At 45.3% G+C, this 25,915-nt stretch carries 28 protein-coding genes; 4 read left to right on the forward strand and 24 right to left on the reverse strand.

Going from position 1 to position 25,915, the window contains the following annotated elements:
* Positions 1-28 precede the first annotated feature (28 nt).
* From ICC18_RS23200 to ICC18_RS23215, 4 genes are all read right to left on the reverse strand, one after another.
* A complete protein-coding gene (locus ICC18_RS23200) occupies positions 29-199 on the reverse strand; it encodes a hypothetical protein (RefSeq protein WP_188176823.1) in 171 nt (56 codons plus the stop codon).
* Between the two features lie 69 nt (positions 200-268).
* A complete protein-coding gene (locus ICC18_RS23205) occupies positions 269-1,822 on the reverse strand; it encodes a DUF3369 domain-containing protein (RefSeq protein WP_188176824.1) in 1,554 nt (517 codons plus the stop codon).
* The gene (locus ICC18_RS23210; protein ID WP_188176825.1) at positions 1,819-3,354 is read right to left on the reverse strand and encodes a sensor histidine kinase; all 1,536 of its coding nucleotides are present in this window, start codon (positions 3,352-3,354) and stop codon (positions 1,819-1,821) included. The genes ICC18_RS23205 and ICC18_RS23210 overlap by 4 nt, the downstream gene beginning before the upstream one ends.
* Before the next feature lie 13 nt (positions 3,355-3,367).
* A complete protein-coding gene (locus tag ICC18_RS23215; RefSeq protein WP_188176826.1) occupies positions 3,368-3,748 on the reverse strand; it encodes a hypothetical protein in 381 nt (126 codons plus the stop codon).
* A 325-nt stretch (positions 3,749-4,073) separates the two neighbouring features.
* On the opposite strand from ICC18_RS23215, the gene ICC18_RS23220 reads away from it, so the two are divergent.
* The gene (locus ICC18_RS23220; protein ID WP_188176827.1) at positions 4,074-4,391 is read left to right on the forward strand and encodes a hypothetical protein; all 318 of its coding nucleotides are present in this window, start codon (positions 4,074-4,076) and stop codon (positions 4,389-4,391) included.
* A 120-nt stretch (positions 4,392-4,511) separates the two neighbouring features.
* Positions 4,512-5,147 (forward strand): uridine kinase, encoded by a 636-nt coding sequence (udk, locus tag ICC18_RS23225; RefSeq protein WP_188176828.1) that lies wholly within the window; start codon positions 4,512-4,514, stop codon positions 5,145-5,147.
* A gap of 33 nt (positions 5,148-5,180) precedes the next feature.
* Here the strand turns inward: udk and ICC18_RS23230 are convergent, their stop codons facing one another.
* Both ICC18_RS23230 and ICC18_RS23235 read right to left on the reverse strand, forming a co-directional pair.
* Entirely contained in the window at positions 5,181-6,359 is a 1,179-nt protein-coding gene (locus tag ICC18_RS23230) for an MFS transporter (protein ID WP_188176829.1), read from the reverse strand.
* Positions 6,349-6,894 carry a nucleotidyl transferase family protein gene (locus ICC18_RS23235; protein ID WP_188176830.1) on the reverse strand — a complete coding sequence of 182 codons (546 nt, stop codon included), beginning with the start codon at positions 6,892-6,894 and terminating at the stop codon, positions 6,349-6,351. The genes ICC18_RS23230 and ICC18_RS23235 overlap by 11 nt, the downstream gene beginning before the upstream one ends.
* 149 nt (positions 6,895-7,043) lie before the next feature.
* Between ICC18_RS23235 and ICC18_RS23240 the strand changes: the two genes are divergently transcribed.
* Positions 7,044-8,159: an aminopeptidase gene (locus ICC18_RS23240; RefSeq protein ID WP_188176831.1), complete on the forward strand. Its 1,116-nt coding sequence runs from the start codon at positions 7,044-7,046 to the stop codon at positions 8,157-8,159.
* A gap of 62 nt (positions 8,160-8,221) precedes the next feature.
* Here the strand turns inward: ICC18_RS23240 and ICC18_RS23245 are convergent, their stop codons facing one another.
* Positions 8,222-8,659 (reverse strand): carboxymuconolactone decarboxylase family protein, encoded by a 438-nt coding sequence (locus ICC18_RS23245; protein ID WP_188176832.1) that lies wholly within the window; start codon positions 8,657-8,659, stop codon positions 8,222-8,224.
* A gap of 79 nt (positions 8,660-8,738) precedes the next feature.
* On the reverse strand, positions 8,739-10,223 hold the full coding sequence (locus ICC18_RS23250) for a L,D-transpeptidase family protein (RefSeq protein WP_188176833.1): 1,485 nt from the start codon (positions 10,221-10,223) through the stop codon (positions 8,739-8,741).
* Positions 10,224-10,394: 171 nt separating this feature from the next.
* Here ICC18_RS23250 and ICC18_RS23255 point away from each other — a divergent pair, with 171 nt between their 5' ends.
* Positions 10,395-10,532 carry a hypothetical protein gene (locus ICC18_RS23255; RefSeq protein ID WP_188176834.1) on the forward strand — a complete coding sequence of 46 codons (138 nt, stop codon included), beginning with the start codon at positions 10,395-10,397 and terminating at the stop codon, positions 10,530-10,532.
* 68 nt (positions 10,533-10,600) lie between these two features.
* On the opposite strand, the gene ICC18_RS23260 is transcribed toward ICC18_RS23255, so the two are convergent.
* From ICC18_RS23260 to ICC18_RS23335, 16 genes are all read right to left on the reverse strand, one after another.
* On the reverse strand, positions 10,601-11,098 hold the full coding sequence (locus ICC18_RS23260; RefSeq protein ID WP_188176835.1) for a GNAT family N-acetyltransferase: 498 nt from the start codon (positions 11,096-11,098) through the stop codon (positions 10,601-10,603).
* Between the two features lie 150 nt (positions 11,099-11,248).
* Positions 11,249-11,578 (reverse strand): cytochrome o ubiquinol oxidase subunit IV, encoded by a 330-nt coding sequence (gene cyoD / locus ICC18_RS23265; protein ID WP_188176836.1) that lies wholly within the window; start codon positions 11,576-11,578, stop codon positions 11,249-11,251.
* Position 11,579: 1 nt separating this feature from the next.
* Positions 11,580-12,191 carry a cytochrome o ubiquinol oxidase subunit III gene (gene cyoC / locus ICC18_RS23270; protein ID WP_188176837.1) on the reverse strand — a complete coding sequence of 204 codons (612 nt, stop codon included), beginning with the start codon at positions 12,189-12,191 and terminating at the stop codon, positions 11,580-11,582.
* A complete protein-coding gene (locus ICC18_RS23275; RefSeq protein WP_188176838.1) occupies positions 12,191-14,164 on the reverse strand; it encodes a cbb3-type cytochrome c oxidase subunit I in 1,974 nt (657 codons plus the stop codon). The genes cyoC and ICC18_RS23275 overlap by 1 nt, the downstream gene beginning before the upstream one ends.
* A 30-nt stretch (positions 14,165-14,194) precedes the next feature.
* The gene (cyoA, locus tag ICC18_RS23280; protein ID WP_188176839.1) at positions 14,195-15,193 is read right to left on the reverse strand and encodes a ubiquinol oxidase subunit II; all 999 of its coding nucleotides are present in this window, start codon (positions 15,191-15,193) and stop codon (positions 14,195-14,197) included.
* A gap of 259 nt (positions 15,194-15,452) precedes the next feature.
* The gene (locus tag ICC18_RS23285) at positions 15,453-15,716 is read right to left on the reverse strand and encodes a hypothetical protein (protein WP_188176840.1); all 264 of its coding nucleotides are present in this window, start codon (positions 15,714-15,716) and stop codon (positions 15,453-15,455) included.
* Between the two features lie 368 nt (positions 15,717-16,084).
* On the reverse strand, positions 16,085-17,002 hold the full coding sequence (locus ICC18_RS23290) for an NADP-dependent oxidoreductase (RefSeq protein WP_223192799.1): 918 nt from the start codon (positions 17,000-17,002) through the stop codon (positions 16,085-16,087).
* 219 nt (positions 17,003-17,221) lie between these two features.
* Complete coding sequence (locus tag ICC18_RS23295; RefSeq protein WP_188176841.1) at positions 17,222-18,004, reverse strand: SDR family NAD(P)-dependent oxidoreductase; 783 nt, start codon at positions 18,002-18,004, stop codon at positions 17,222-17,224.
* A gap of 291 nt (positions 18,005-18,295) precedes the next feature.
* Positions 18,296-19,294 carry an NADP-dependent oxidoreductase gene (locus ICC18_RS23300; RefSeq protein ID WP_188176842.1) on the reverse strand — a complete coding sequence of 333 codons (999 nt, stop codon included), beginning with the start codon at positions 19,292-19,294 and terminating at the stop codon, positions 18,296-18,298.
* A 90-nt stretch (positions 19,295-19,384) separates the two neighbouring features.
* Positions 19,385-20,464, reverse strand: coding sequence for an alkene reductase (locus ICC18_RS23305; RefSeq protein WP_188176843.1), 1,080 nt, complete (start codon positions 20,462-20,464; stop codon positions 19,385-19,387).
* A 50-nt stretch (positions 20,465-20,514) separates the two neighbouring features.
* Positions 20,515-21,267: an SDR family NAD(P)-dependent oxidoreductase gene (locus ICC18_RS23310; protein WP_188176844.1), complete on the reverse strand. Its 753-nt coding sequence runs from the start codon at positions 21,265-21,267 to the stop codon at positions 20,515-20,517.
* 354 nt (positions 21,268-21,621) lie between these two features.
* The gene (locus ICC18_RS23315; protein WP_188176845.1) at positions 21,622-22,194 is read right to left on the reverse strand and encodes a TetR/AcrR family transcriptional regulator; all 573 of its coding nucleotides are present in this window, start codon (positions 22,192-22,194) and stop codon (positions 21,622-21,624) included.
* Between the two features lie 495 nt (positions 22,195-22,689).
* Complete coding sequence (locus ICC18_RS23320; protein WP_188176846.1) at positions 22,690-22,998, reverse strand: DUF4870 domain-containing protein; 309 nt, start codon at positions 22,996-22,998, stop codon at positions 22,690-22,692.
* Positions 22,999-23,088: 90 nt separating this feature from the next.
* On the reverse strand, positions 23,089-23,304 hold the full coding sequence (locus tag ICC18_RS23325) for a helix-turn-helix domain-containing protein (protein WP_188176847.1): 216 nt from the start codon (positions 23,302-23,304) through the stop codon (positions 23,089-23,091).
* Positions 23,305-23,338: 34 nt separating this feature from the next.
* Positions 23,339-24,325, reverse strand: a complete 987-nt coding sequence (locus ICC18_RS23330) for an NAD-dependent epimerase/dehydratase family protein (RefSeq protein WP_188176848.1) — start codon at positions 24,323-24,325, stop codon at positions 23,339-23,341.
* Between the two features lie 88 nt (positions 24,326-24,413).
* Positions 24,414-25,574 (reverse strand): FAD-dependent monooxygenase, encoded by a 1,161-nt coding sequence (locus ICC18_RS23335; RefSeq protein ID WP_188176849.1) that lies wholly within the window; start codon positions 25,572-25,574, stop codon positions 24,414-24,416.
* Between the last annotated feature and the right edge of the window lie 341 nt (positions 25,575-25,915).

The following is a 25,915-nucleotide window of genomic DNA, read 5'->3' on the forward strand; positions in this document are numbered from 1 at the left end:
AACGACGGTTAAGCAGCCAAGTTGTTACTCAAACTTCATTTTTAGGAATGCGATTTAAGCTTGGGACGTAATCAGCAGCTGTATCGCTAGTTAGCGTCTCAACTTCTTCCATGAAATTATCATTATTCTGCTGATTGTTTTTACTATCTGCTCGGTTATCTGCACGGTCCTTTTTGGGATCGGCGCTATTTTTGGGCATGGCTTTCACCTCCATCATCTCACTCATAGTATGAGAAGGTGGTTTGCATTTTATCCCAGCTCTCCGGAACTAGCGCTGCTCCTTAAATACCTCTTTGATCACGAGGAATTCATTCAGATTCGCCATAAACAGATCTACAATCTCAGGATCAAAGTGTCGTCCGCGCTCGGTTTGCAGCAAATCCAAGACCCGTTCCAGTTCCCATGCCTTCTTATAGACACGATCACTACATAAGGCATCGAAAACATCCGCAAGCGCTGTGATGCGACCGTAAATATGAATCTCTTCCCCCCGGAGACCCCGCGGGTAACCGGTTCCGTCATACTTCTCATGATGCTGCTGCGCGATAATGGCTGCTGCATTCAGCACCTGCTTATTCGAATGTTTTAACATCTCGTAACCAAGGTTGGAATGAGTTTTCATGATATCGAATTCTTCATCAGTCAGCTTACCCGGTTTGTTCAGAATGGCGTCAGGTATGCCGACTTTGCCCACATCATGCATCGGCGACGCAAGACGGACAACCTCTGCTTCTTGTTCGGATAACCCATACTTGAGTGCGAGCAGTCGTGAATATTCCGCCACCCTTTTCACATGATGACCTGTTTCCTGCGAGCGTGTCTCCGTAATTTCACCCATTGTATAAATGATTTCTTTCTGCGTACTTTCCAGTTCATCATTCAAGTAAATGTTCTCGAACGCGACGGAGACATTCGTGCAATAAATATCGATCAGATAGTGCTCCCACTCGCTGAGCGATTTGAAGCCGTTCATATAAATGACATTTTCCATGCCCATTTTACTCTGGAAATAAATGACGAAACGATCCGGTGCGAATGAGCTTTTTTTCGTATGAAACGCTTGCTCGATCTCCTCAAGCATCGTTGCGGGCACAACATCGCGTGCTCTCTGATCGCTGCTCGATGCGTAATCACCGCTGGCGGCGAGGATATAAATATCCTCTACGCCTTTTGTCACGGCGAAGCTGCAGTGAATGGCATTTTTATGCAAATTGACGATCGACGTCATCTGCGTAAGCACCCCGGAGGCGAATTTTTTCATTGATTGCAGCTCAAATAAGGTAGCTGACGACTTAATAATTTCTTCTAAGCCGGAGCGGCTCTTCTCAATAGTTCTTATATCCCGATAAGACCGTAATGCCGTAACGACCGTAGTGAACAGTTTCTGCGTGGTTAATTCCGTCTTTTCTTTATAATCGTTAATATCATAATCCATGATGACCGTCCGCTCAGGCGCTTGTCCAGGTTGTCCTGTACGCAAAATGATGCGAATGGCGCTATTTTTCAACTCTTCGCGTATGTACTTTACAATGTGAAGTCCGGCATCATCCTGCTCCATGACAACATCTAATAATATCAAAGCGGCATTCGGCTGATTATTCAAAAGCTGCTTCGCTTCAAACGCGGAATAAGCGCTGTGAAATTCCAGCTTCTTACCATCAAATTCAAAATCCTGCAGAACCATTTTGGTTACTTGATGGATCTGCTTCTCATCGTCAATGATAAGGACGATCCATGGCTCTTGATCGCGATCTGCCTCTATGATGGAATCCGCATCATCTTCATCGGCAAAAAGCAGCTCGTCTTGGTCATTCAAAGTCATTGCCCTTCTTCCTCCTCTTTCGGAATTTCTATTTCGAACAGGCTGCCCTTTCCAAGGGCGCTGGAACAACTTATCGTTCCGCCAAGCGTTTGGGTAACCAGGTTGTACACGATATTCATGCCGAGCCCTGTCCCTCCCTTTCCGCGGCTGGTTGTGAAGAAAGGATCAAAGATTTGCTCCAGCACCTCTTGATTCATCCCTTTGCCATCATCGGTGTATGCGAGGGTAATTCGATCCTCATGATCAATGACGCGCAAGCTCAGATTCCCTTCCTCATCAGGTGCGTAAGCATGATTCAACGAATTCATCACCAAATTCGTAATAATCTGCGATAACGCTCCAGGATATGTATAAAGAATCAGAGAATCGTCGCAGTCCACGTGGACACGAAGCTTCGTTTTCTTGAGCGTTGGTTTCAAGCTTAAGATAATGCCCTCCAAATATTCCTTCGTTTGAAAAGAACGCTTCACCTCGACGCTTTGGTCGACGGAAATTTGTTTGAAGCTGCGTACCAGCGAGGAGGCACGTTCCAAGTTGGACTGCACCATGGCGTTCGTCTCCTGGACGACGGACATAAAGAGCTCCAAGTCCGATTTCTTCATTTTGCCCGTTTCAAATAAGGTTTGGAATTGCTTCGTCTTTTGATCCAAGTACGAGACCGCCGTCACCCCGATCCCAATCGGCGTGTTGATCTCATGCGAGACACCGGCGACAAGACCGCCGAGCGCCCCCATTTTCTCAGACTGTATAAGCTTGTCTTGTGTGCGTTGAAGCGTATTCAGTACGTCTTGAAGCTCCTGATATCTATCCTCGAGGTTATTGACCATATCGTTAAAAGCGTCTGATACGTCTTCAATTTCCGGTGAAGCCTTGAATTCCAGCTTGGGAAGCTCTCCTCCCTGCTTCACGATGACAGCCGCTTCTCGCAGTCTTTTCAAAGGACCGATGACGATCCGGTGTAAAATTAACCATAACAGTATGGATAAGATGACAGCAACACTAATGCCGACAATGAAGATCAGCGTTGTCCGGTTCTTAAGAAGCGCCGTTTCTTCAGAAGAATCGAAAATCACTTCTACCGCGCCAACCACCGCGCCATCTTCTTGTAGAGGGGCTGTTAGTCGAACCACCGGTTTGTCGTTTTCCTCCATCGGCAGCCGATCGACAATGGTCTGATCCAGCCCCGGGATGAGCACTTTATAACTCTTGAGCGTTTTGCCAACTTCGGCACGTTTGGATGAGGCAAGAATCACCCCTTGTTTATTATACAGCTTCATGGCGAGAACACGGTTATTCTTAAAGTGTATATAGTCAAAAATTTGCTGGACATCGCTAATCGAGCGGGACTCCTCATAACGTCCATTAATGGCTATTGTCATACCGCTGATCTGGCTTACATAGGCTTGCCGAATCGATTGGTTCAAACTAAAAGTGTCAAACGCCATCATCGTCGACAACATTACGACAGTCACGCTGGTGACAAGGAGAACGATTCTTTGCTGCAGGCTTAGCTTCTTGGTCATAACTGGCATCAGATGGGATCTCCTATTTTACTTCGAAACTGATCGTCTTACTTACTTCGTAAGGTGTATGATCGTTGTTATGTAAGGAAAGTTTAACGCTATGAGAGCCCTTGCTCAGGTGTTCCAACACTTCCTGCTTGTCGGTAAGAACCTGCTTCTCTCCTCCGTCCAAAGAGTAATGAATATGTCCCTCGCCTTGTTGACGAGCTTGGTCCTTATGCTGCTTAGACAGAATCAGATCGGTCGTAATTTGCAGCGTTGCCGAATCTCCGTTAACATTCGCGCTTACTTCTAATGTAGGTATATAAGATGGGACCGTTGTCGAATTTGATTTGGCAGTTCCGCACCCGGAAAGCAGCATCGCAGTGGCCGCGATCGCGCATAAGCTTTTGAATATGTTCATCTTTTTCATCCCCTAACAAGCCATATAATGTCTAATCATGTCAAAAAAAAGCGATCAACTCTAGCTTAAAAAGATTTGTAAAGTTTGTCCATCTTTATTTTGGGAATATCAGGTTTTATTGGCCGAAAAGTTTGAGTTGTTCCTTTCTTCGGAATAATCTGACAATTGTTGTCGAAATCCATAAAGTTCCCTCACATTTTGCGCTTGCCCAGGAAATAAAATCAATTTCCCGCTACAGGAATGATTTCCCCTGAATTGGAGCAATGTAGTAAAGTCGAAACAAACTCAGCGCATACTTAATCCCCTACAGGAGGAACTCCATTCAATGACAGACACCAGACAACATCAAGAGCCGGTCAGACACGCTTTGGAAGCGGCAGAGCAAGCGATTCTGCTCGCTCAGAAAGCGGAGCACAAGCTGCAAGCCGCGATGACGCAAGCCGACCCGCAGGCGATTCAATCCTCTCAGGCAGCGCTCGTGCAAGCGAAGCGGCAGGTTGCCGACGCGCAAAGTCAACTGCAGACCTTCAATAATGAGCAATACGGTCAGCAAATTCAACAAACGCTCGAACAGTTGACGCAAGCTTCCCAGGACATTGACTTTAATACAGAGAAATTCCATACACCGCGGCAAATTCGGTAATGAGTTATGGATAGTTACGGATGAGGGAAGCGATCGTAGAGCGATCGCTTTTTTCATTATAAACAATGTGTTAAACTATTCGGTATGAGTTTCAAGTTACTTGGGGAGGCACTACATTTCATGCTTGTTATTGGTATAGCCGGAGGCACCGGATCAGGAAAGACGACTGTCGCTCGATCGATTATGAATAAGCTCGGATCTACGAACGTGACATTAATTTCGCAGGATAATTATTATCTTCATCATAGCGGTCTTACTTTTGAAGAACGGGAACGCATTAATTACGATCATCCGAATGCATTCGAGAACGCCCTTCTCTTGCAACATTTAACAGAGTTAAGGAATGGCCGTTCGGTTGATATTCCGGTCTACGATTTCTCCCAGCATGCCAGATCTTCAGAGACTATTCGGATCGAAGTGAAGCCGATTGTTCTGATTGAGGGCATTCATGTATTAACCGACGAAGAACTGCGCAGCGCCTTGAACATTAAGGTTTTCGTAGATACGGATCCTGACGTCAGGATTTTACGCCGGCTTTCACGCGATATCAATGAACGCGGCCGTACGCTGCAATCGGTATTCGACCAATATTTGACGACGGTCAAACCGATGCATGACGCCTTTATTGAGCCTTCCAAGAAATATGCGGACATTATCATTCCCGAGGGCGGCGAAAATGAGATCGGTATTTCGATGCTGACCATTCTAACGGAACGTTATATGACAGATCGTGCGGCAAGCTATGAAATCGGCTAATACAGCAACAATAAAAGACACTCATTCCCTGATTTAGGGTTCGAGTGTCTTTTTCCATGCCGCGATGCGCCCAAAACCAAAACCGGAAAGTGCGAATAAGAGATAAAAGAAGCCGAGGAAGTAAAAAATGCTTTCAGCGCTAATATAACGAATGCTGAGCCCGCCGATTAATGGCCCTGCGATGCTGCCTAAGCTGTATTGGATAGAACCGATGACATTGGCTGTTGGCAGCAGATGCCTGGGAAGAATATCAGCCGCATAGGCTAATCCCAGGGAGAAGAACGAGCCTACCATGCCCCCTGCTACCGCAAAAAGGATGCCGATCAGCCACAGGTTGCTGCCTGCCAGTGGAACACTTAGGAAAGCGACGGCTCCGATGAGCCCTGCTGCCATCAGAATGTTTTTGCGCCCAATCCGGTCGCTCCAAATGCCAAGCGGCAGCTGCAAGACGAGGCTTCCAATACCGATAACCGGCAGCAGCAGCCCAATATCCGACTCTGTAAGACCTGCGCGAAGTCCGTAGAGCGGAAAGTTACTGTTCATGGTTGACTCCATGTATCCATAAAGCAGCGATGGTATTAATGGAAACCAGGCTAAAGCGAACACTCTGGTAGCTCGTTTATGTACGGCTTCCACTCTCTCCCCTTGCTCCGGACGCTCATTCCCAAGTCTTTGCATGAGCGCGAGAACAATGAGATAAAAACAGCTGGTCATCAGGAATGGGGCCCATAAACCGGCTTTCAAAAAATTAATGCCGATAGGCCCGAGACTGAAGCCCAGCCCATATGCCATCCCATATAGCGTAATATTGCGCCCCCTATGTTCTTTCGGGCTGGAGGATACGATCCAAAGCTGGGTCGCATAATGTAAGGCGCTATCACCCACACCAACGAGTAAACGCAATATAAACCAGAAGCCCATGTGCTGAAAGGCCGGAAATAGGCACGTCGCTATGATGACCAGCACCATGCCCATGGTAATAACAGGCCTGTAGCCGAAGCGCCTCACAGGCTTCTCGATAAAAAACATCGTAGAGAAGATACCGATGTACAGCGCCGCGGCATTGACGCCGTTAGCGTCTGCGGATACACCCGAGCGATCGAGCAGAATGGTCAACAGCGGAAGCAGCATCCCCTGGCTCATCCCTGCTACAATGACGACCAGAATCAGGATCGAGAGTCTGCCGCTTGTGATGGGTTGATTAAGAGCCATTCGTGAATTCTACGACTTCCCATCGCTCCGAGTATTCGTGCAGCTTCTCTTGGAGAGGGACGCCAAATCGATTGAACACGAACAGCCGCGCTTTCTTGATCCACTCCTTGAATGATGGATAGGTCACGAACAAATTGACATACCGGTCGCTCATCGCAATAAAATAAGGACCTGGGTACTTATCTGTAAGAAAATTAAGCGATGTATCAAGCGGGGTATATTTCTTTCGCTTTCCTTCCCAAGCATCGACATCCGGCTCCAAAGCTGTTGGCAGCGTCTGCTTTAGCATGCTCTCCAAATGTTTCACTCGCGCATAATAAGGCTCTTCGCATGGAATACCCATTCTGCGGAGCGTTTCTTCATGCTGCGGATAAAAAATCGCTCGAGCGAACTTCCGCTCGTTCGCCCAAGAGACTAAGGCATCGATATCCGCTTCTGTCCAATCCTCGAAAGTTTCGAAGAGAAGAATGGTTCCCTTGCGAGCTTGCGCAGGCGGCTCATACCCGAATGGAACTTTGATTTGATCTCTGGCCATGAAGTCCTCCTCTAGTTGTGTTGGTCTACACCGATTTACATTTTAGCATACCCCTGTTCATTCTACGAAATGCCGCATCCATTCGCTTAGAGCCTTAGAATACGATATACTTTGATAGTAACTATATTCAAATGAGGGAGAATTTCCGTATGAGAGATCCAAGACTACAGACGTTCGCACGCAACATTATCCGCTATTCCGTGAGCCTTCAGCCCGGTGAGAAGATATTGATCGAAATGATCGGCGTCAAAGACCCTGAGCTTGCTAAATGCTTCATTGAAGAAGTGTATGCGGTAGGCGGAAAACCGTTCATCGAGCTTCGTGAGCCTGCCATTCTGAGAAGTTTGCAAATGGGAGGATCCGAGGATATGTTCAAAGCATGGTCTGAGTTTGAAATGGTTCGCATGAAGCAGATGGATGCTTACGTCGCGGTGCGAAGCGGGGATAACATTACTGAGACCTCCGATGTTCCTGATGAACAAATGAAATTATACCTGAAGCACTTCCAGCGCCCATTATTCGACGAACGTATCAATAATACCAAATGGTGCGTCATGCGCTATCCGAACGCTTCGATGGCACAGCTGGCCAGTACAAGCACTGAAGCTTTCGAGGATTTCTACTTTAATGTATGTAATCTCGACTATGGTAAAATGGCCGATGCCATGGAGTCGCTAGTCGATCTGATGAATCGCACCGATCGCGTTCGTCTTGTATCCCCGGGAACAGATCTCGCCTTCTCGATCAAGGGAATTGGCGCTGTGCCTTGCTCAGGCCGCAGAAACATTCCTGACGGTGAAGTGTATACCGCACCGGTGAAAAACTCTGTGAACGGTGTTATCAGCTACAACACACCTTCCATCTATTCCGGAACTTCGTTTGAGAATGTCGTTCTCCGATTCGAGAATGGTCAAATTGTTGAAGCAACCAGCAATGATACGAAGAAGCTGAACGATATTCTGGATACAGACGCTGGGGCACGTTACATAGGTGAATTTGCAATTGGTGTGAATCCGTATATCAAGCATCCGATGAAAGATATTTTATTTGATGAAAAAATTGACGGCAGCATCCATTTCACGCCTGGTCAAGCATATGAAACCGCCGACAACACGAACCGTTCATCCGTACATTGGGATATGGTTCTTATTCAACGCCCTGAATATGGCGGCGGCGAAATATATTTTGACGATGTGCTGATTCGCAAAGACGGCCGCTTCGTGATTCCTGAACTGGAGAAGCTGAATCCAGAGAATTTAATGTAGTTAACTAAAAAGCAGCTGCGGCATCAGGACTTTTTCGTCCCAATAGCACGCAGCTGCTTAAATTAGTTAGGCATCATGCCTGTCGTGATCGCAAGTCGATTCCAACAATTAATGGTATTAATCGCCATGAGAATAGCCGTGAATTGTTTACCGTCAAAATGACGCCGGGCTTCGTCATAAATTGCTTGCGGAACGCCGGCTTCTGAAATTCGGGTTACCGCCTCGGTAAGGGCTAAGGCTGCCCGCTCCGCATCGGTATAGTATGGCGCTTCCCGCCAAGCATTCAACAAGTAAATGCGTTGCTCGGACTCGCCTTGCGACCGTGCGTCTTGCGCATGCATATTCAGGCAGAAAGCACAGCCGTTAATTTGGGAAGCGCGCAGTTTGATCAGCTCCAGCAGCGTATGATCAATGCCGCTTTCTGCCACAAATTTCTCCAGCCTAAGCATGGCTTGAAAAGCTTCAGGGAATTCTTTCTTATAATCCATTCTTAATGTCATTGGGTTTCCTCCTCAGATTAGCTCATTATTTTGGGCTTCAACCTTAAGACGAAATCCCGCTTTTGTTTGTGACACGAAGTCAACCTAACCAATGAAAAATAATATGTTCTGGGGTTTGATCTATATTCGGAAGAGAGTGCGGGATCATTGATTGTGCGTCTTTTACATGGTTTAGCTCAATAGGCTCCCAGCTGGATGCAGCTATCTGAACCTCCGTTCCTTTGGGTACGAACGCGAACAACTGCATAATGTCCTCATTCGTTAATCGAACACAGCCCGAAGATTTATCGTTGCCGATCGAGCTTTCATCCAGCGTTCCGTGGAGGGCAATCGCTCCCAACCCCAATCCGGCATCGCCGTAGCTTTGCTGACGTTTACCGGTTGGATGCATCACCCGGTCTTGCACAATGAAATCACCAACCGGCGTGCTTTCATTCGCACCTAATCCGACTTCTTTGTCCCACAACAGATGAGTTCCGCTAACCAGCCTCAGATGATGCTCATCTTTATTAATCGCAATATATAGAGGCTCATAAGGAACCGCTTCTGCCCCATCAACGTTCGGGTAGAACATTTGGTCCAATTCCTTCTCGGAAGGATTGTAGACCCATCCCCCATTTCCATCAAATTGGGTATATACTTGATTAGCGCCTGACGAAGCTTCCATTGGTATAAAACTTAAATAATTGTTTGGATAGTCTTGTACGAGCAAATCCAGACTGGCTGGATTCACGCCAAAATCTTTGCGGTAAGCATCCAAAGCTGTTCTAACTAAATTAGCACCAATCGCACTAAGCGGTTGGTGCTTGTCGTTTTTTCCATTCATAAAACGGATTTTGACGGTACGATCCGAAGCAGGATGATACTGAGCGATGACAATAGCGCTCTTCGTCATCTCATCATTCGTCAGCAGAAGCGTCTTCCCCCGATCTCTTACGTCACTCGACAGAACGCCATAGATGATGATATTATGCTCGGGCATATCTTTGGCCAGCTCTAAAGCTTGCTTATGCAGTGCCGATTCAATTGCATCCTTTTTCACATCCGGCTGCAAATACATCACATAAGGCACATCCACTGTCTCATACGTAATATCCGTCCCCACTCCCCATTCTTTTAATGAAGATATCGTTTTGTAAATAGATTGATCCCCAAAGAACAAGATGACCAGCAATAAATTGAGAACGAACAAAACGATTAACAGCGTTTTCATAAACGGCGACAGCAGCTGTTTACGCGGCTCTGCATATGCAGCTGTCTCATCCTGAGCGATCGCAGCGGCCGACTCCTGTTCCATGTTATGAATGGCGCGGTTGGCAGCGGAGTAGAACGGAGACGGATATGTTTTCAGAGCTTCCTTATAATGAAAAAGCGCCCTTTTTCGGTTTCCCAGCAGTTCAAATTTTTGCCCCAGCTTATAATGCGCTTCAGGCGAGTTGGAGTCCAGGTAACGGATAACTTTCTCGTAATATTGCGGATCAGATGGACTTATGAACAAATTCTTATTCAGGTTGATGAGATTCTCATCGAGATGGTTGCGAAATCGTTGGTTACGTCGAATCATTCGGCTCCTCTCCGATCTTCAAGTATGGCTCGTCCAAAAGCGTGTTAAATGATACGTTTTGTACCTCTGATACATAATGTATCATGCAGATTAGTCGTTGACAACTGTTTTGTTGCCTTACGCATGAATCCGAGCCAATTAGCAAAAGCTGAACCGGTGGAGGTGATGAATATGAGTGGCAGGAATAACAAGCCGAAGAACAATGGCCCTTCCAGCAGCCCGTCTCGATTGGATCAATTCGGGGACCAGGCTGTTCAACACGAAAAACAGGAATCAAAGCAGCGCCAAGGCAATAAGAATCTCTGTTAATAAAAAAAGTCTTGGGAACCTTGGTTCCGCAAGACTTTCTCCATTTATGATCGGATTATGCAACCTGATTAAACCAATGAATAATGTAATATTATTTGTTCCCCCATATCTAATTGCCTGCGATTCCCTTTATCTATAAAGCCTGATTTCTCGTAAAGCCTTCTAGCTAAAGAATTAGTATCATTGACGGCCAAAACAATCTCATCCGCTTCACGATATTGTTCCTGAACAAATTCCGGCAACATGCGTAATACTTGTTTGGCATACCCTTTACCTTGATGCTCATGGTTTATTGAGAAAGCCCTTAGCAAAATCGCTCTTGGATTGGTAGTAAAAGGGCTTATGTTCTCCCCCGTATGCAGAACGAAAAATCCGCTTGGATGATTTGCGGTTAAAATAACGATTGGATGTCGATCCTTGTCACTCATGCACATTTCCAGCGCCAGCGTTGGCGAAGCTGTAAACTGTAATTGCTCTTCTGTTAAATAATAGTTTTCGAGTGCCTCACGATACTCATCTTTATAAAAAGCCAGCTCGATAGTTTGCGTCTTGAATTGTTCAGTCATGATATGAAATCACCTCTATTGGAGTCTCACCAAATAGTACCATAAGATCATACGTTCCGTGAAATAAAATTTAACGAACCCGTCAAACTGCAAAAAGCTGCTGACACAACTCGTGCCAACAGCTTTCAGTGAATCATATTAGATGACTATTTAGTGCGCAACCTGGTTGTAAGTCATAATCCAGATCGAACCGGCGACAATCGTCACCAGAATAACCAGACCAAAGATGAGTGCCATAATGTTCCAACGCGCGTTCTCGCCTTCCTTCACATGCATGAAGAAAAACAGCTGAACAACGAATTGCAGCACCGCCATCAGCAGAATCAAGATCAGCGTTCCAATTTTGCCGAGCATATGATTCATGACGACAACCAGCGGAATAATCGTCAAGACGATGGACAGGACGAATCCAATGATATATGACTTCAGCGATCCATGCGATACATGTGATTCATGAGATCCAGCCTTCGATTGACCCATCCTACATCACCCCCATCAAATAAACAACCGTAAAGACGAAGATCCAAACCACGTCAAGAAAATGCCAGTACAGCGAGATCACTTCAACTTTTCGCTTTGTTACAGCCGTAATGCCTCGGCGGTTTAATTGAAAGATCAAGCCGATCATCCATACTAACCCGACAGAAACGTGCAAGCCGTGCGTGCCAACAAGCGTGAAGAATGCTGAGAGAAAAGCGCTTGTGCTAATTGTTGCGTTCTCATGAACGACCATGGTGACAAACTCCGTTACCTCAAGCCCGATGAATGCTGCCCCGAGCAATACGGTTACGGCCAACCAGCCGATCAGCTGCTTTACGTTGCCTTTGTGCATGCCTAATACTGCCAGACCGCTTGTAAAGCTGCTTGTCAGCAAGATAAACGTTTCGGCGATAATACCGGGCATCTTGAATAACTCTTCCGGCGTCGGTCCGCCATTCGTGTTCTGGTGCAAAACCATGTATGTGGCAAATAAAGTGCCGAATAAAATACAGTCTGTAATCAGGAAAATCCAGAATCCGAACGTCTTGAGCGACTCGTGATCATGTTCATGATCATGCCCATGATGTTCAGTATGAGCAGCAGCATGTGCCATTAAACGTTCGCCCCCTTCCATGCAGCTTCGGTTTGTTTGATTTCATCAACCGGAATATAGTAGTCCGTGTCATAGGAGAATGAACGAGCAAGCATACAGATGGCAATACCAATCATTGAAGGAATTGCGAGCCACATCCAATTCCAGACGAAGCCGAAGCCTGCAAAAAACCACAGGGCCGACATTATAAACGGAATGGCTGAATTTTTCGGCATATGAATCGGTTCATAATGCACAGGCGCTTTCCTAGCACCCGCGGCGCCAAGTTTTTGCTTTTGATCCCACCAATGGTCTACATCTTTGACTTCTGGGAGAACGGCAAAGTTATAAATTGGAGCCGGTGATGGAATCGACCATTCAAGCGTGCGGCCATCCCAAGGATCGCCCGTCACATCGCGTTCTCTAAACTTAATACTGTGAGCAATTTGCCATACTTGGAAAATGAACCCGATCCCCATAAGGAATCCCCCAACGGTGGAGACAAGGTTAAGAGGACCCCAGCCCATATCCCAGCCGTATGTGTAGGTACGGCGAGTCATTCCATCTAAGCCCAAGAAATATTGCGGCATGAAACATACGTAGAAACCGATGTTCCACGTCCAAAAAGCCCATTTGCCGAGGTGTTCGTTCAACTTGAACCCGAACATTTTTGGCCACCAGTAATACAAGCCGGCAAAGTATCCGAATGCGACCCCACCGATTAGCACTTGGTGGAAATGCGCGATCAGGAAGTAGCTGTTGTGGAACTGGAAGTCAGCCGGAGCAATAGATAATAATACACCTGTCATCCCGCCGATGACGAAGCAAGGAATAAAGGCGATCGTCCACATCATCGGCGTCGAGAACCTGATCCGTCCCCTGAACATGGTGAACAGCCAGTTGAACACTTTCACCCCGGTCGGAATCGCAATCGCCATCGTCGATAGCGCGAAGAACGCATTGACATCCGCGCCTGAACCCATTGTAAAGAAATGATGTGCCCACGTGAAGAACGAGAGCAAGCTAATGATCAGCATTGCGAAAACCATGGATTTGTATCCGAACAATTTTTTCTTCGAGAACGTCGCCACAATTTCGGAGAATATCCCGAATGCCGGTACGACAACGATGTAGACCTCAGGATGTCCCCACATCCAAATCAGGTTGATATACATCATCGGATTGCCTCCACTATCCAAGGTGAAGAAATGCGCCCCGAGGAATCGATCCAAGAACAGCAGTGCCAAGGTAACCGTTAAAATAGGGAAAGCGAAAATAATCATAATACAGCTAGAAAAAACTGACCAGGTGAACATCGGCATTTTCATCAGACTCATGCCCGGTGTCCGCATTTTTAAGATGGTTACGATGAAGTTAATCCCTGTCGCCAAACTGCCGATACCGGAAATTTGAATGCCCCAGATATAGAAGTTTTGACCGACTCCCGGGCTATGCGACATTTCCGATAGCGGCGGGTACGACAGCCAACCGGCATCCGGTGATCCGCCGATGACGAAGGATACGTTGAACAGCATCGCACCCCAGAAGAACAGCCAAAAACTAAGAGAGTTCAAGAACGGATATGCTACGTCGCGAGCGCCAATTTGCAAGGGCACAACGATGTTGAATAAGCCGAACATGAGCGGCATCGCCATGAAAAGAATCATAATTACGCCATGGGTTGTAAAAATTTGATTATAATGTTCCGCTTGCAAGAATTGCGTTTCCGGCATGGCGAGCTGCAAACGCATTAGCAGAGCATCCACACCGCCGCGGAAGAGCATTAGAATCGAACAAATGATGTACATGATGCCAATCCGTTTATGATCGACACTTGTTAACCATTCGCGCCAGAGCCATCCCCATTTTCGGAAATAGGTGAGCACGAATACCATCGCAACCATGGCGAGTCCAATGCTTACTTGAGCACCTAGAATCAACGGATCGCCCGTAACAAAAAACTCGGATGCAAATTGTTTGATTGTATCCAGCATGAGCATGACTTCCTTTCAAAAAGACTTCTATTAATGACTGTGCGTAGAACCATGATCCAATGGAGCATTATGGTCAGGCTGTTGAGGCTTCTTAACCTCATCCATAACTTGTTCTTTCGACTTCTGAGCATTATCCGTTGCTCCGTGTCCGCCATGACCACCATGTGTCATCTGGCCGTTAGCATATTTGGTCACAATATATTGGAACAATCCCTCAGGGAATGAGGAGAAAGACTGTACCAGCGATTTGCCGGGTTTCGCTAACGCCTCATAACTTTCCATCGTTAGCTTTTGAGGAGATTGTTTCGTCTTTGCCACCCAACTATCAAAGTCCGCTTGCGATGTCGCATTCACATCAAAGGTCATATCCGCGAAATGCTCACCGCTGAAGTTCGCTCCCGTTCCGAAATAATGCCCGATCTCATCGGCTTGCAAATACAGAGTCATCGCCATGCCGGACATCGTATAGATTTGTCCGCCCAACTGTGGAATCCAGAAGGAGTTCATCGGCGCATCGGATGTCAGCTCGAATTTAATCGGTGTATCTTCTGGTATTTGCAAATAATTAACCGTAGCAATGCCCTGCTCAGGGTATGTGAACAGCCATTTCCAGTCAAGGGATGTTACTTGCACGGTAACTGGTTTTTTGTCGGATTGAATGACCTTGGAAGGCTCTAGCGCATAGGTGTACCTGACCGTAATCACACCAAGTATAAGAATGACGACGATGGGAATGCCCCACCAAATAGCTTCTAATGTATTGCTGTGCGACCAATTCGGGCGATATGAAGCTTTATTGCCGTCTTGATCCCGATAGCGCCATACAATCCATGCTGTCAGTGCCAGCACTGGTACCAAAATAATGCCGCACAAAACAGACGCAATCACGATCAAATCTCTTTGACCTGCCCCTACCGGTCCTTTAGGATCCAGCACCATCGCCTGGTCGCCGCAACCGGTCAACAGCACGATCATGGCTATCGCCATTAGAGATAACGCAGCTTGTACAAACTTTTTCTTTCTCACCATACTGATCCTCCCCATCCATACATCTCCGAAAGTAAGTATTCAATTTTACTGAAGAATTCGTATCTATACTCAAGATAGCAAATTCATATTAAAAGTACACTGGCACATACAGGACTTAACAAATACGTCAAAGGATCGACGTTAACCTGTAAAACAAATGTCACAGAACGTTTGTTGACTAATATGAAAATGTATGAAAACACAAAAAATCCTTTAAGTTATTCACTTAAAGGACTGGTTTTCGTATAGTTACCTTACATTATTCTTCTTTCGACGCAATCATGCGAGAGTGCACCAAATGAATAGCGGTTCTAATCAAATAAATGTGGACGCTGCCTACCATGAACCCGATACCCACCATCAGGGAAGTGTTGCGATCGCTAAAATGATTTATATTCAATAAGCTTAATATTAACCCAATGCCCAACAATAACCATGCTGCCGCCGTCATCATCTTCACCAATGGCATCACATCGCGCTCGCTGTGCTCTGTACTGCTCGTCGTTACTGTTCTTGTCGCCATGAGAATCACTCCAAACATCAATGTAAGTGCTTTAATATGATTAGTATAACACAATTTCACGATTTTGTTCATATTTTATTCACACGTTGATCAAAATTTGGACAAAAATACAGCGATTCCGTCGACGACACAAACATAGGTGCTTTCGCGACATGTCAGATAACAAGAACATGTATCGTTAAAGGACAAGAACATATATCGTTGGCCGGATTTCTGTTGCCATAATCTTTAAAAGCACTCCGATCTTCAGGGTTTGCTGATTTCACCATTGAAAAATCAGGTTCAGCCGTTTCTTGTTCCGGAACTTCTTCTTTCTCTCGAAAAAAACGTTACAAGTTAATCGCGTCCCAGTGTTCAAAAAAAGTTATTCATTCTTCATCATCTATCAGTATAACTTTCCCTAGGCTATGCCCCGTTGCAATCTTAGCAATCGCGGCATTCGCTTCGTCAAAGGAGTACTCGGAATCAATCACTGGATAAATGTTGGTTTTTTCAAAATACTTGGTAATTGCAGCTAATTGTTGTCCATTCGGCTGCACGTATATGAAGTCATAACTTTTCCTTTGCCATTTAGCGATACCATCTAAAGGTGCTCCCAGTAGCCTGAATAGAATTTTTTTCGTCGTTGCTAGTTCTGGGATTTGATTAGCATAACGGGCGTTGGGACCTGCGTTTAACGACACTAATTTTCCACCAGGCTTCAGTATCTTCATTTGTTTATGAATTTCGCTGGCTCCTCGGGTATCAATAACGTAATCATAATCTGTCAGCATGTAAACATGGTCTTGTGTTGTATAGTCGACAAACTCATCTGCCCCGAGTCTTTGAGCCAAGGCACGTGCGGACCCGCTTCCACTAATGGTGACGAACAGCCCTCGTGACTTTGCATAAGGAACGGCAATCTGACTAAAGCCTCCCGTACCACCAGAGATAAATAATTTCCCCCCTTGTTTAGCATCTAAAATAGCTAGAGACTGAACGATCGTTAGAGCAGACAGTGGCACGGCCGCCGCTTCTTTAAAGGAGAGATTGGCTGGCATTTTAGCCACGATCGCAGCATCTACGGCTACATATTCAGCAAAAGCTCCCATCGTATCTAGCGGTGGCATGGTGTACACCTTATCACCAACTTTCAAATCCATGACATCGGAACCAACTTCAACCACAACGCCGGCCAACTCGTTGCCCAGTGTCAACGGAAAGTCATAACGATCAAACAACTTAACTTTGCCGGTAATCGCCAAGATAAGGTGTGGATCAACCCCAGCTACCTTAGTCTTAATCAAAATCTGCGTTGTTTTGATTGTAGGAATAGAAATTGTATTGATCTATGCAGTTAATTTTTTGGAATACCGAGAGATTTGTACAGCCCTCATTGGGTATGCTCCTTTACCTTTGATGATCTTTATTCGTAGTACGACTATTTAGTCTATGTGGAATTGTGTCATCCAACGTAAGGATAAATCACGTTTGAGGACTGTTTTGTTTAACGTTTCCCGTTCGAATCAATGCTCCGTCCTATCCTGTGAGCTTCTAATTAATCTAGTCATCATCATACGAGGCAGCAACCGCGGCATAAACGCAATGAAACGGTTGCGGGCACCGGGCATAATTAATGTCTTGCCACGCAAGAAGCCTCGATACCCTTCTTCAGCCACCTGTCCAGCTTCCATGATCGCGCCCTTCAACATTTTCGAGGCGCCCATACCCGAACGATCAACAAAGCCGGTTGACGTCAGCCCCGGGCATAATGCGGTTACAGTCACGCCTGTTCCGCTCACTTCGTTCGCCAAAGCTTCGGTGAACGACAACACGTACGCCTTCGTCGCATAGTAAACAGACATCATCGGTCCTGGGAAGAAACCCACCAAGGAAGCTACATTCATCACTCCACCTTGCCCGCGTTTTATCATATCCGGCAAGAATAGCTTCGTCATAACCGTCAGAGCCTTGATATTAATGTCAATCATATTCACTTCTTGCTCCATATCTGTTTCCATAAATGTCCCAAACAAACCGAAACCAGCATTGTTGACCAAATAGTCAACGGTAATCCCCTTCTCCTTGAGCTCAGTGAAGATTTCCTCGGGTACCCCTGGTGCCGCCACATCCTTGGCGATGACCGTTGCCTGAATGCCGTATTTTTTTCGATATTCCTGTGCGAGTTCCACTATTTTACTCTCGCTGCGAGCCACCAGCACTATATTATGTCCGCCCTTGGCAAACCGATCAGCTAATTCTTTACCGATCCCACCGGAAACCCCTGTGATAAGAACCGTCTTTCTCATTCTGGTATCCCACCTCATATTTAAATGTTATGTTTAAATCATATTGTAACGTTTCCAGCTACCTGGATTTGCAAACTAAACCAAACGAGTTCATTTACACGTGCTCAGCTGCGAAGACTTCGAGCTAAGTTGTAATTGCTTGATATAGCCGTTTCTTGTTTTCTTGGGCCAGGGCACGCACGGAGAGACTGAAAATTAGGGAATGATCATTCTAATAAAACGAAAAAAATATGTCGCTTTTCTAAAAGGTATATGTCTCTGTCATCGGAAATCCAGCTACGAGAGCTTGGCTTAGAACGTTACAATTACTTTGCCTTGCGAATGGCCAGTAGAGACTTTAACCAATGCCTTGTTAATGTCATTAAAATGATAAACGGAGTCTATTGAGGGCTTGATGTTTTCTTGTTCAACAAGATTAGTGACCTCTTGTAACTGACTGCCATTGGCCTGCACGAATATAAAACGATATTCAATTTGATGCTTGCGTGCCAAAGAATCAATGCGGGACCCAACTAAGCCAAACAATAGTCTTTTCCATAATGGAAAATTCCGTTCAGCCGCAAAGTGATAATTTGGCGCAGCTTTCAAGGATACCAATTTCCCTTGAGGTTTTAGAATACCCATTTCGGCTTTGATCTCTTTGGTTCCCAAGGTGTCGATCACATAATCAATGTCGGATAGAACGTCAGCATAGTTCTCTTCTTTATAATTGATGAATTGGTCTGCGCCAATCGACAGGGTACGTGATCTGCCTCTTTCGCTGCCGCTTGTAATGACATACAAACCCATGGATTTGGCGATAGGAATTGCCATTGCACCAAAGCCTCCGGTTCCTCCAGGAATAAACAGCTTTTTATTGGGCTGAGCATGAAGCATATCATGTAAGGCTTGATATGCCGTTAAAGCAGTTAGGGGTACAGCCGCTGCTTCAGTAAACGAAAGATTTTCAGGCATGATGGCTATAGCCTCTTCCTTCACCGCTGCGTATTCCGCAAAAGCTCCAATTTGGTTTATCGGCAATCGCGTATAAACGTGATCACCCACACGGAAATTTACAACCTCTTTTCCTACGGCTTCAATAACGCCGGATAGTTCATTTCCTAAAGTTAATGGGAACTCATAATCAGAAATCATCCGAACACTGCCATTTATAATTAGAATATCTAATGGATTTACACCCGCAGCTTTTACGTTAATGAGAACCTCATCGCTTTTGATTACCGGTATTTCCACCTCATTCAGTTCCAGTTGTATTTTTTTTGAATACTTGTGCATTTGCGCTGCTCTCATGTTAATCCTCTTTCTATGCATAATCAGTGCTCGCGGAAGATGTATGGCGTACAATTTTCAGTTGTACGCCATTTTTATCTATACCTATTGTTACCTTTCTTGAGAAGCTAATTCATTTATCGTAGGGTAATCCGTATATCCCTTGCTTCCGTGACCAAAGAATGTTGTCGGATCCGCTTCATTCAATGGCGCACCTTTTTGAAGTCGTTCCACTAAATCCGGATTAGCTAATGACCATACACCGACGGGTACGAGATCTGCAAGACCACTATCTATGTCAGCGCTAAGATCTTCCAGTGCCCGTTCAGCCCGATTAACTAACAATGGATTCGTCCAGAGGGAACGAATGTCTCGGAGCAGTTCTTCATTTCCGAGGTGCATAATATGAAGGTAAGCTAAATCCAATTGAGCTAATTCTTGCACCAGGTAACGGTAAAGTTCAGGACCTTGTTCACCATCTTGAATTCCCCCAAGAGGGGTCCCTGGCGATATACGGAAGCCAGTTCTTTCGGCTCCAATCTCATCAACGATGGCTCTTGCTACTTCAATGGCGAATCGAGCACGATTTTCTATAGATCCGCCATATTCATCCGTCCGCGTATTCGAACTTTCCCCGATAAATTGATTAATCAGATAACCGTTAGCTCCATGAATTTCAACACCATCAGCTCCTGCTGCAATAGCTGCCGCAGCCGCTCTGCGGAAGTCTGCAATGGTCGTTTGAATATCTTCTTTACTTAACTCACGTGGTACGGGGATATCCTGCATGCCTGTAACAGTAAACATTTCTACACCTGGCGCGATGGGGGAAGGTGCAACGGGTTGTCCATGATGGGGTGTATTGTCGGGGTGCGACATACGACCGGCATGCATCAATTGGATATACATATACCCACCTGCTCCATGCACTGCATCTGTAACTTTTCTCCACCCTTCAATATGCTTTTCCGTATAGATCCCGGGAGACCATAAGTAACCTTGACCATCATCTGAAGGTTGCGCACCTTCTGTAATAATAAGTCCCATGGATGCGCGCTGGGCGTAATAAAGGGAAGCCTCCTCTCCAGGCGTACCGTCTTCTTGAGCTCTACTACGTGTCATTGGTGCCATCGCTAACCGATGAGGCAATTCCATTTTTCCGATTTTCGTTTTACTCCACAATTTTTCCATTCTTCTATATTCCCCTTTTTAAATGATGTATCCCATCAATCGAATAAATATTACAGCCCTTCAAAGATCGGATAGATTGGCCCTCTCAAATTGAAATCATAGTTCTGGTCTACGATCCCTACCACTTCGTTGCTATCAAAAAGATCCAGCATGAAGCTCGCCATTTGCTTGGCAGTATGGTACTTAGGCAAGTTGGCTGTGTAATCAAAATCTTCGACATCGATTGATTTTTTCACGAATTCCGTTTCCGTTATGGCTGGTGCTAGAATTTTTGCCTTTGTTTTCGCGCCTTTCAGTTCGAGTTCTTTTGCAAGCCCTTCTGTGAAGGCACTCACATAATATTTAGATGCAGAGTAAGCAACACTACCGACAGCAATGACATATCCGAGTGCTGATGATACGTTAATTAACTGAGTACCTTCTACGTCAGCATAATCTCGCACATATAGTGTTGAAAGGATGGTCAAGGATTCGATGTTAACGCGTAACATGGTTTCGACTTTTTGCAGTTTCTGCTCGGCTACGAAGGAGCCTTCACCAAGCCCTGCATTATTAATCCATGTCTCGATTTGATATTCCTTTAAATCGTTATACAGTATATAGGCTTGATCCGTAACCGACAGGTCGCTTGTACGAATCACAACATCTACGTCAGGATGGTTATTTTGGATCTTCGATTTAAGCTCTTCTAATTTGTCCAATCTTCTGGCTACCAAAATCAAGTTTTTGCCACGTGCAGCAAACGCCAATGCTGTTTCATATCCAATGCCGGAGCTTGCTCCTGTGATCACGGTGTACTTCATATTAATCTCTCCTCCAAAAGTTCAGATTCATCTGTGTAACATAATTGAAGAATGATCATTCTAATTAGAATAAAAAAAGTTAGATCTAACTTGCTTTTACTATACCATTTCTAGAACGATCAGTAAAGAATTTATTAAAAGGATTAAATTCTACCTATGCCTAGAAAGTGATCCCGCTGGCCATCATACCCAAAGTTCTTCTCTTTTAGGATCCGGATACAAGTTCTTTTCTTGGAGGAAGACAAGAACTTGTATCATTGCAACAAATAAGGGTGTTCGGTTGCCCCTTCAGCTCTATCTGCTGTTCGCCCGCATTGTTATGGTATTCAAAAATGACACTGGTTGTAATCACGTTCAATCTAATACAGCCAGCGTCGTATCAACAATATCCTTTAGCTTTTGTTGATCCGTCGTGGTCTTAACCAATGTCCGTAGTCCCAACCAGGCATTCATTAAAAAGTGAGACATAACTTTAGTTTCAAGGTTAGCCCTGATTTCACCGGTTTGCTGCCCTTCCTGAAGAAGTTGAGTCAAAAACGCTTCAGTCTTGGAATAACTTTCCTCAACCAAGGATGCAACTTCCGGATCCAATACGCCCAATTCCACACCCGAATTCACAAGTAAACATCCCAGAGGCTCTCCTTCATTTCTCAATGTCAATTGGAACATTTCCCGAATTAATTCCTTGACCGGCTTTTGCTTTTCAACGAGAAATCTCATTTTTTGGGTTTGCTTAGCTTCATACCGTTCGAGAGCTTTCATAAACAAGGCATGCTTATCCCCAAACGTATCATAGATACTTCTCCGATGAATGCCCATAAAATCAACTAATTCCTGCATTGAAGTTTTCTCATATCCTTGTGTCCAAAACAGTTGTATTGCTTTATCCAGTACTTCATTAACTTCAAATTCTTTGGATCTTGCCATTGTTATCACCTCAGACAATCATTATACATTTAAGTGAACGATCAGCAAACTGGATGTGAAAAAAACAAAAATAAAATCAAGCGTGGCGCTCGATTTTATTCTTTACAATGCTATACGATGATTCAGATCGGTTTACCGAAGGATTCTTCGTTAGTACGCTTGTAACCCAACCGGATTTCAGCCTTTTTCCAACGTATCCAGGAAACTCCCACTCAAACTAAGAATAGATCCTAGTAGAACCTTCCATACTCAATACTCAATGGTACCGCATAAATAACACTTCTCAACTGCCGGAAGCGATATATGTTCTTGTCCTTAATCGGGAAACGATATATGTTCTTGTCACTGGCTTTTGACAAGAACATATATCGTTAAAATAAAAAAAGCCGCAGCTAAGCGACTTCTTATGGATATATGTTCTTGTCACCCGACAGATTCTTATAAAAAAAGCAGGAAGCCTCATGTTAAGGCTTCCTGCTTTCTTATCACTATCAACTACTTCAACAATGTGTAAGAGCCAATGATCGGCAACGGTTTCACTTGCCCCTGCGCTGCAGCTATAATGCCAAGAATGGCGAGTACACAAATCGCCAGATTCGCTATAGGCAGCAAAATCCACCCAATGATCGGGATGATGCTGAGTACGATATTCGCCAGAACTGCTGTTAGAAACAACGTTAACCCTTGATTCGCGTGGTACATGGCAAATTTAGATTCTTTGGCGGCTAGAAGCGGAACGAAAAACAAAATGTACGCGATAATAGCCATTGCTTTATTATTCTGAATATCTGTGGAGTCATACATGGGCTTCACCTCTTTGTTCAATAATCGTTATATTTCATTATATTCGGTTTGGCCCATGTATTCTGTTAATTTTGAAACATTTTGCAAAATTTATTGGATCGGCTTCCATTCATATAATTGCTTTACATCACAACCTATTGCATCTGCGATATGGATAGCTGCTTTTAATGACATAACTCTCTTGTTATCCATGAAATCTTGAAGCTTTTCCGGTTTGTACTTTAGTACACGCGCAAGGTCTTCCTTATTCATTCCGGATTCGTCCAGTCTTTCTTGCAAAAGGCATCGTCCAAGCTCATCTTTCATCGTACACGCTTCACCCCAATGTTACATTCTGAGCCTACAACACCCGATCATGCCAACGGCGAAGCAACTCCGATTCGCGGGTTGGTTCCATGCCCGCCTTGCGTTTCGCATCGGTTGGGCGGCTCTGGTCCCACTTTAATGTATCTTGCACCGTTTCGAGCAGCGGTCTTGTCGTTAGTCCTGACGCTATAGCTTTGGTATTATCTACGCCAAACATACCTACTAAGCTATCGCTTCGAATCCATAGCGGCAATTCCAACCACTCTCCAACTTCCTCTGCGATTAAAAAAGACTCTGAGACCCACGTACACGTTGTCTTTACTTCAGTTGCCCGACCGCAAGTCTCGACCAGCTCTTCCATCGAATAATTACTGCCGCTGGCATGTATGATGCCAACCGTCTTCTGTTCCACCAACCGTACAATCCATGAGGCAAGATCTCTCACGTCAATGAATTGCAAGTTGCGTTCTTTCGGCAAAGGTACCAACGCCTCCCCACCCCGATTCAACCGAGAAGGCCAATAGGTGAAGCGATCAGATGAGTCAAAAGGTCCAACGATGAGCCCTGGGCGGATGTGCAGCGTTCGACCAGGCATCGCAGCTTCAACTGCCTGTTCGCAAAGTGCTTTAAGCGCACCGTAATGCTGCGCAACATCCTCCGTACTTTCATCTTCAAGTCTGGCAACTGGAGCACTTTCGTTCACATTCATTTGCCGCAGGTCTTCATAAACCGATACGCTGGAGATGAACGTATAGTGATCAACTTGATCTTTGAGCAACTGTGTCGCCGCGCTTACGACTCGAGGGACATAGCCGCTTGTATCGATCACGGCATCCCAACGTCGGCCTTGCAATCGAGCAAGTTCGCTTTCACGGTCTCCAATGGTATGCTCGACCTGAGGAAATGCTGAGGGATCATGCTTACCCCGGTGGAATAAAGTAATATCATGACCTTGCTCCAACGCTGCTTCGGTAATCGCTCTTCCAAGGAACTTCGTACCGCCTAAAATAAGTAACTTCATAAGGACAGACCTCCTCAAATCAATTGTTATCGTAAAATAATATTATTACGTAAATCATTTGTTGTAAACAAAATCTTCTGTAGCTCTGCTAATTGTTAGTCCCAAGCAGCCAATGCAATTGATTCATCTGTATTTGCTCCGGCATAAGGCGCAGTATTTGATTACGGATGCCTATGGCCAAAGGATTATCCAACTGCACCATTCGGCCCATTTTGCGGGATTGCCGAACAACTCTGCATGTTCGAGGTATCCTGATTTGTTCATAATTTCTCAACCCTCGGGTAACATCCACATCTCCTTGCAAACACTGAGCAAGTACAAGTGCATCCTCCATGGCCTGAGCGCCTCCCTGACCAAGAATAGGCAGCATCGGGTGCGCGGCGTCGCCGAGCAAGGTGATGCTGCCTTGACTCCAGCGTTCAAGAGGTTCACGATCGAAGATATCGTGAGAAAGGATTGCATCAGCATCCGTCGCTTGAACAACTGCTTCAATGGGGTCGAACCACCCGTGAAAATGGCGCAGTACTTCCTCCTTCAATTGTTCTTGTGGAATTCGTTGATTTGCAGGCGCGTTGATGGCCGCGAACCAGAAGATTCGGTCCTGCCCCAAATGCGAATAGCCGAAGCGTTTGCCGCGCCCCCACGCCTCAAATCCTCCACCCTTTTCAAGTACATAACGCTTATCTTGAAATGATGTAACGCCTCTATAAGCTGTAAACCCCGAGTAGCGAAGCTCTGCATGACCAAAAAGCTTGTCTCGTACAGCGGAATAGATACCATCGGCGCCAATCAGAATATCACCTGTTTCTTTATTCCCATCCTCAAATCGTGCAGTCACACCTCCTTCTTTTTGTTCTATTCCTGTGAGCTTCATATTTAGTTTTAACGTCGCATGTTCAGTTAAGCCGCGATACAGAATGGACTGGAGTGCAGCTCGATGAATCAGATAACTGTACGTCCCGTATCGCGCAGCTAGTTTATGCGTGGGCAAAGCTGCGATCAGATGCCCGTTCCAAGTTCTAATTTCTGCTACTCCTACCTTTGCACCGGCATCACGCACTTGTTCGGCTATGCCCAAACGTTCCAATACCTCCATGGCATTTGCCGCAAGTACGATCCCCGCTCCATATTCCGAAAGCGCAGACTTTTTTTCAAATAAAGTCACTTCCCATCCTTGCAGCTGTAGGAAATTAGCGATACATAATCCGCCGATTCCCGCCCCAATGATAAGCGCCTTATTCTCCCTCATATGCCAGACTCCTCATTTCTTCCCAAAGATGATGACTATTTTCATTCACTTTAACATAAACTACACATGAAAAAACCCCCAAACCGAAGTCAGGGAGCTGCTTTATGAAAGTGATGACTATTTTGCAGCTAATTTCGGCTGCACTTCCACCATTTCTAGATTAGAAAAGGAACGGCTTAATTTAATCATTTTTTCCGTAGCCTCTAGCTTGGTTAACGGGGAACATAATGGTTTCCCTTTGTAACAAATGACGTACAACAAGATCGACCACCCCAGTTCATCAACATAACATCCGATACACAATGTATCATACAATATTTAGGAGATCATTGCAACAAAAA

Source organism: Paenibacillus sedimenti (assembly GCF_014534655.1).
Taxonomy (GTDB): domain Bacteria; phylum Bacillota; class Bacilli; order Paenibacillales; family NBRC-103111; genus Paenibacillus_E; species Paenibacillus_E sedimenti.